The organism is Pedobacter sp. 01T416_2, from assembly GCF_056398925.1.
The window spans coordinates 1-5,385 of sequence record NZ_JBFTQI010000397.1 but is presented as its reverse complement, the minus strand read 5'-3'; the positions used below and the strand labels follow the sequence as shown (position 1 = coordinate 5,385).

Annotated in this window: 7 protein-coding genes; 3 read left to right on the top strand and 4 right to left on the bottom strand. The window is 37.3% G+C overall.

Annotated elements, in window-relative coordinates; translation table 11 throughout:
• Positions 1-620, bottom strand: a 620-nt coding sequence (locus AC1DPQ_RS16405) for a phosphoribosylaminoimidazolesuccinocarboxamide synthase (protein ID WP_477610265.1), incomplete at its 3' end; no start/stop codon positions are given.
• Positions 621-763: 143 nt separating this feature from the next.
• Complete coding sequence (locus AC1DPQ_RS16400; protein WP_477610264.1) at positions 764-1,723, bottom strand: PhoH family protein; 960 nt, start codon at positions 1,721-1,723, stop codon at positions 764-766.
• A 103-nt stretch (positions 1,724-1,826) separates the two neighbouring features.
• On the opposite strand from AC1DPQ_RS16400, the gene AC1DPQ_RS16395 reads away from it, so the two are divergent.
• The 3 genes from AC1DPQ_RS16395 to AC1DPQ_RS16385 all read left to right on the top strand — a co-directional run bounded on the left by AC1DPQ_RS16395 (position 1,827) and on the right by AC1DPQ_RS16385 (position 3,516).
• Positions 1,827-2,606: an SAM hydrolase/SAM-dependent halogenase family protein gene (locus tag AC1DPQ_RS16395; RefSeq protein ID WP_131031948.1), complete on the top strand. Its 780-nt coding sequence runs from the start codon at positions 1,827-1,829 to the stop codon at positions 2,604-2,606.
• Positions 2,607-2,791: 185 nt separating this feature from the next.
• Complete coding sequence (locus AC1DPQ_RS16390; protein WP_477583627.1) at positions 2,792-3,316, top strand: hypothetical protein; 525 nt, start codon at positions 2,792-2,794, stop codon at positions 3,314-3,316.
• Positions 3,317-3,369: 53 nt separating this feature from the next.
• Positions 3,370-3,516 carry a hypothetical protein gene (locus AC1DPQ_RS16385; RefSeq protein WP_167343644.1) on the top strand — a complete coding sequence of 49 codons (147 nt, stop codon included), beginning with the start codon at positions 3,370-3,372 and terminating at the stop codon, positions 3,514-3,516.
• 45 nt (positions 3,517-3,561) lie between these two features.
• On the opposite strand, the gene AC1DPQ_RS16380 is transcribed toward AC1DPQ_RS16385, so the two are convergent.
• Both AC1DPQ_RS16380 and serC read right to left on the bottom strand, forming a co-directional pair.
• The gene (locus tag AC1DPQ_RS16380; RefSeq protein WP_477610263.1) at positions 3,562-4,512 is read right to left on the bottom strand and encodes a D-2-hydroxyacid dehydrogenase; all 951 of its coding nucleotides are present in this window, start codon (positions 4,510-4,512) and stop codon (positions 3,562-3,564) included.
• A 62-nt stretch (positions 4,513-4,574) separates the two neighbouring features.
• A partial coding sequence (gene serC / locus AC1DPQ_RS16375) for a 3-phosphoserine/phosphohydroxythreonine transaminase (protein WP_477610262.1) occupies positions 4,575-5,385 on the bottom strand: 811 nt, incomplete at its 5' end.

The following is a 5,385-nucleotide window of genomic DNA, read 5'->3' as shown; positions in this document are numbered from 1 at the left end:
CCATCAGCAGTACCGAACTCGTATTTCGTATCCACTAAAATCAATCCGCTTTTTGCAGCAATCTCAGTTCCGCGTTGATATAGTGCGTAAGTATATTCTTCTAATTTTTCGTAGTCTGTTATAGAAACAATGCCTTTTGCTAAAATATCTTCTTTTGAAATGTCTTCATCATGCCCTACTGAAGCTTTTGTGGTTGGGGTAATAATGGGCTGAGGTAGTTTATCGTTTTCTTTTAATCCATCAGGCAGAGAAACGCCACACACCGAACGTTTTCCTGCGCTATATTCGCGCCATGCATGACCGGCCAAGTAACCTCTAATTACCATTTCAACCTTAAAAGGCTCACAGATACGGCCAATCGTAACCATTGGATCTGGCACATCTAAAACCCAGTTAGGAACGATATCCTGGGTAGCTGCTAAAAATTTAGCCGCAATTTGATTTAATACCTGTCCTTTAAATGGAATAGCTTCAGGTAATACTACATCAAAAGCAGAAATACGGTCTGATACCACCATCACCATAAACTGGTCGGCAATAGTGTATACATCGCGAACTTTACCTTTGTAAAAATTACTTTGATTTGGGAAATTGAAATGAGTTTCTTTTAGTGCTTTCATGAGGGGATAAAAATAGGAAAAAAGTCCGAAAGTCCGAAGACCGGAGTCGGACGATAAAAGTTGTAAAAAGCAAAAGTCCGAAGTAGTCCTATTGCAAGACTTAAACTTCGGACCTCGGACTTTTCTGATTTCTGACCTCCGACTTACTGAATATCGCCGTAAGCTTTCAAGATATCTTTCACTAGTTTATGTCTTACCACATCTTCACCACTTAAGTAAATAATATCGATACCTTTAATATCTTCTAAAATCCTTAAGCCGTTAAATAAACCCGACATCTGTTTTTTAGGSAAATCGATCTGTGTAACATCGCCAGTGACAATAAATTTAGCTGTTGGCCCCATACGGGTTAAAAACATTTTCAACTGCATATCGGTGGCATTTTGCGCCTCATCTAAAATCACGAAACAGTTATCTAGAGTACGTCCGCGCATAAATGCCAGTGGCGCAATTTCTATCGTACGGTTTTCGATGTAGAATTTCAATTTCTCTGCAGGAATCATATCATCCAATGCATCGTAAAGTGGACGTAAATAGGGATCGATTTTTTCTTTTAAATCGCCAGGTAAGAAACCAAGGTTCTCCCCTGCTTCGACCGCCGGACGGGTTAAAATAATCCGTTTAATTTCTTTATTCTTTAATGCCCTAACAGCCAAAGCAACGGCGGTATATGTTTTTCCGGTTCCAGCGGGGCCAATGGCAAATAGGATATCATTTTTAGCAATACTGCTTACCATTTTGCGCTGATTAGCGGTTCTTGCCTTAACTAAAAGGCCGTTGGTACCAAAAACAATTACCTCTCCACCGCCTCCGGTAGGTTGTTCTACATCTTTTTTTACTACACCGGCTGCTTTTGCCCCTAGTATAGATTCTACGTCGTTATTGGTGAGTGAGCTATATTTCTCGAGGTGTGCAATAAGCTGGTTAAACTTATCCTCGAAAGCCTTAAGTTCCTGTTCATCACCGAGAACCTTAACATCACTACCTCTCGCTACCAGTTTCAACTTCGCGAAAGCACCTTTAATCATTTCGTAATTCTCGTTATTCGGCCCCCAAAAGTGAGCAGGATTTACGGTATCCAGAGTTAATTTTAATTCGTTCAAACTGTAGTATTTTAAAAAGTTATCGGGGTATATTAATTAAAATTTGAATATTTGCAGACGCTTAGGTCCGTACACAAGAATAAGCAATAATAATGAATTTTTAATGGGGATAATTACTTTAACAACAGATTTAGGTTCAAAAGATTTTTACCAGAGTGCCCTTAAAGGTAGTCTGTTGAGTCTTATGCCTAATGTTAATTTAGTTGATATTACCCATGAGGTTCCATCATTCAATATTTCGTACGCAGCCTTTGTGCTGAAAAACGCTTATCCTTACTTTCCGAAGAATACGGTGCACTTAATCGGTATCGATTCTGTATACAGTGAAAACACCAAATATATTGCTGTAAAGCACCGTGATCACTTTTTTGTAGGGGCTGATAATGGTATTTTCTCCCTTCTTTTTGACGATGTTCCGGAAGATGTGGTAGAGCTGAACATTATGCAGGATTTGAAATATCTACACTTTCCCCTGGTTGATATTTTTGTTAAAGCAGCAACGCATTTAGCCAAAGGTGGCAAACTGAAAGACATCGGTTTACCTGTAGCTGAAATTGAACAGAAGATGCTTTTACATCCTGTGATAGAACGAGATGTGATCCGTGGTAGTGTGGTATATATTGATACTTTTTGCAATGTAATCACCAACATTACTAAAGATCTTTTTACCAAAATACAGAAGAACAGGGACTTTACTTTATACTTTAGAAAAAGCGAAACCATTACGCAATTGAGCTGGCATTACAATGAAGTACAGGAAGGTGAAAAGCTTTGTCTGTTCGGGATTAGTAACCACTTGGAAATTGCGATTAATAAAGGTAAAGCAAGTGGTTTATTAGGTTTGCATTTAGGTGATATTGTACGGGTGGAGTTTCATCCTTAAGAAAGTTCAGTAGTTCATTGGCTCAATGGTTCATTTGGCATGGTGCCTAAACAAACTAATTGCAAACTATTTTTTTGCGCTCGCAATGATGAAACAGAATAACCACTTTGCTAACCAATAAACTAATGGCCAATGAACCAATAAACCAGCCAAAACAACTTTCACCCTTTTCACGTTTATATCGCATGAAGAAATATTTTTATCTGTTCTCTTTTTTAATGCTGAACCTGCATGCCTTTGCACAGCAAGATACCACTACCTATACTGCTCAGCGTGCTAAAGTAAATTCGTTACTTGTAGAAAGAAGTACCAAGTTTGGTCAGTATGATGAAAGTTTAAATCAACGAACTGGAATATTCGGATGGCAAACCAAACGTGATATTAAAAATTCCAATGAAATTCTTCGCCAGGTAGTTTTAACCGACAACAATATTTTCAAAGAGCTGAAAGTATTAATGGATTATAAAGATTTGCAGAACCAGCAGAAAGTCGCTGTGGCGGATAATTCTCAGGAGCGCTTGGAACGTTATATGCAAACCATTAAAAAACTACAGGATCAGAATGCGCAGCTCAAAGAAGATTTAGAGAAAAAGAATAAAGGAGGTTTATCAACCTACATCATCGCCTTTTTGATTTTAGTAATGGCAGGTGGATTTTATTTCTTCAGCAAAAAACTTCAGGGGTATAAAACTGCTAAAATCAGCTCTTAAAATTTCAATCGGATTTTAGCCACTTTGCAACCAGTAAAAGCAATTGACAAATTATGAAAAAAGAACTGTTTAAAATCTTGGTGAAGATAAATAAGGCGCTTTTACCAAGTTTGTATAAAAAAGATCCAAATAAGCTGACTACTTTTCAGAAGGCGATTTTGGGCTACCGCTATTGGGTGCTAACGAATGCGTTAGATTAAATATTAGACCTTACAGGTTTTTAAAACCTGTAAGGTCTAAATAAATTACTTCTTAAAATGCTCAATAATCAACGTTGCCAGTTCCGTACCAATACGTTCTTGTGCTTCGTTGGTTGATGCACCAATATGTGGTGTTAAAGAGATTTTTGGATGGGTTAAAATTTCTGCTAACGGTGTAGGCTCGTTATCAAAAACATCTAAACCAGCGAAAGAAACTTTACCAGAATTTAGTGCTTCAATTAAAGCTGGCTCATCAATTGTTCCCCCGCGTGAACAGTTTACAATACCTACTCCGTTTTTCATTTTAGCAAATTCTTCTGCACCTAAAATCGGTTTATCAGCAAATGGAGTATGTAAACTAAAGAAATCACTTCCTGTAATTACCTCCTCCAATGAAACCGTTTTAATTGGAATACTTACTGACTTTCCACCTTGGAATTCTAAGGTGATTTCAGATTCTGAAGGATATAAATCGTAAGCCAAAACATTCATTCCTAAGCCTAAAGCCACTTTTGCAGTAGCGCGACCGATACGACCGAAACCGATAATACCGATGGTTTTACCGCTTAATTCAGTTCCTTTAGCATAAGCTTTTTTCAAGTTATTGAATTGAGTAGAACCTTCTACAGGCATTTTACGGTTAGCATCCTGTAAGAATCTGATACCTGTAAATAAGTGAGAAAATACCAATTCGGCAACTGATAATGAAGATGCAGCTGGTGTGTTTACCACATTAACACCTTGACTACGTGCGTATTCAACATCGATATTATCCATGCCCACCCCACCTCTACCAATTAATTTGATATTGGGTACAGCATCAATTAATTCTTTTCTAACTTTTGTTGCACTACGTACAGTAATGGCATCATAGTTTTTTAATGCTTCAGCTAATTTATCCTGAGGAACGGTTTCAGTATCAACCTGGAAACCTGCTTTTTCTAATAATTCTTTTCCGATCGGATCAATCCCATCGTTTGCTAATATTTTAATCATTGTTATTTATGATTACACAGATTAAAATGATTACGTTGATAATCTGCGGTTATAATTAATTCTTAATTTGCTTTTGCTTGTTGTTCTTCAAATACCTGCATGGCATCTACCAAAGCGTGTACGCTTGTGATTGGCAATGCATTATACATCGATGCACGGAAACCACCAACGCTTCTGTGTCCTTTAATACCTACGATACCTTGCTCTTCTGCATATTTCAAGAATGGTTTTTCCAATTCTGGGTTTTCCATTACGAAACAAATGTTCATTCTAGAGCGGTCTTCAACTGAACAAGTTCCTTTAAATAATGGATTACGGTCGATTTCTCTGTAAAGTGCCTCAGCTTTTTGTTTGTTTTCTTTTTCAATCTCAGCAACACCACCTTTCGATTTTAACCAACGTAAATTTAATAAAGCTACATAGATTGAGAAAACTGGAGGTGTATTGTACATCGAATCGTTATCGATATGCGATTGATAGTTCAACATAGATGGAATTTTACGGTCAATTTTCCCTAAAATTTCATTCTTAACAATAGCGATAGTTAAACCAGCAGGGCCTACATTTTTTTGAGCTCCGGCATAAATTAAATCGAATTTAGAAACATCGATTACACGGCTCATGATATCAGAAGACATATCGCAAACAACCGGAATGTTTGTTTTAGGTACTTCGAAAAGCTCAGTTCCGTAAATGGTATTGTTTGAAGTATAGTGGAAATAAGCACTATCAGCAGGAATTTCAAAATCCTTTGGAATGAAAGTATAATTCGCATCTTTAGACGAGGCAACTACATTCACATTACCGATAAATTTAGCTTCTTTTAATGCTTTGGTTGCCCAAACACCAGTGTCTAAATAACTTGCTGTTTGT

Bases quoted from the DNA above. Each gene is read 5' to 3' on its own strand.
- AC1DPQ_RS16380 (WP_477610263.1), bottom strand. From the start codon at position 4,512: ATGATTAAAATATTAGCAAACGATGGGATTGATCCGATCGGAAAAGAA.
- AC1DPQ_RS16390 (WP_477583627.1), top strand. From the start codon at position 2,792: ATGAAGAAATATTTTTATCTGTTCTCTTTTTTAATGCTGAACCTGCAT.
- AC1DPQ_RS16395 (WP_131031948.1), top strand. From the start codon at position 1,827: ATGGGGATAATTACTTTAACAACAGATTTAGGTTCAAAAGATTTTTAC.
- AC1DPQ_RS16385 (WP_167343644.1), top strand. From the start codon at position 3,370: ATGAAAAAAGAACTGTTTAAAATCTTGGTGAAGATAAATAAGGCGCTT.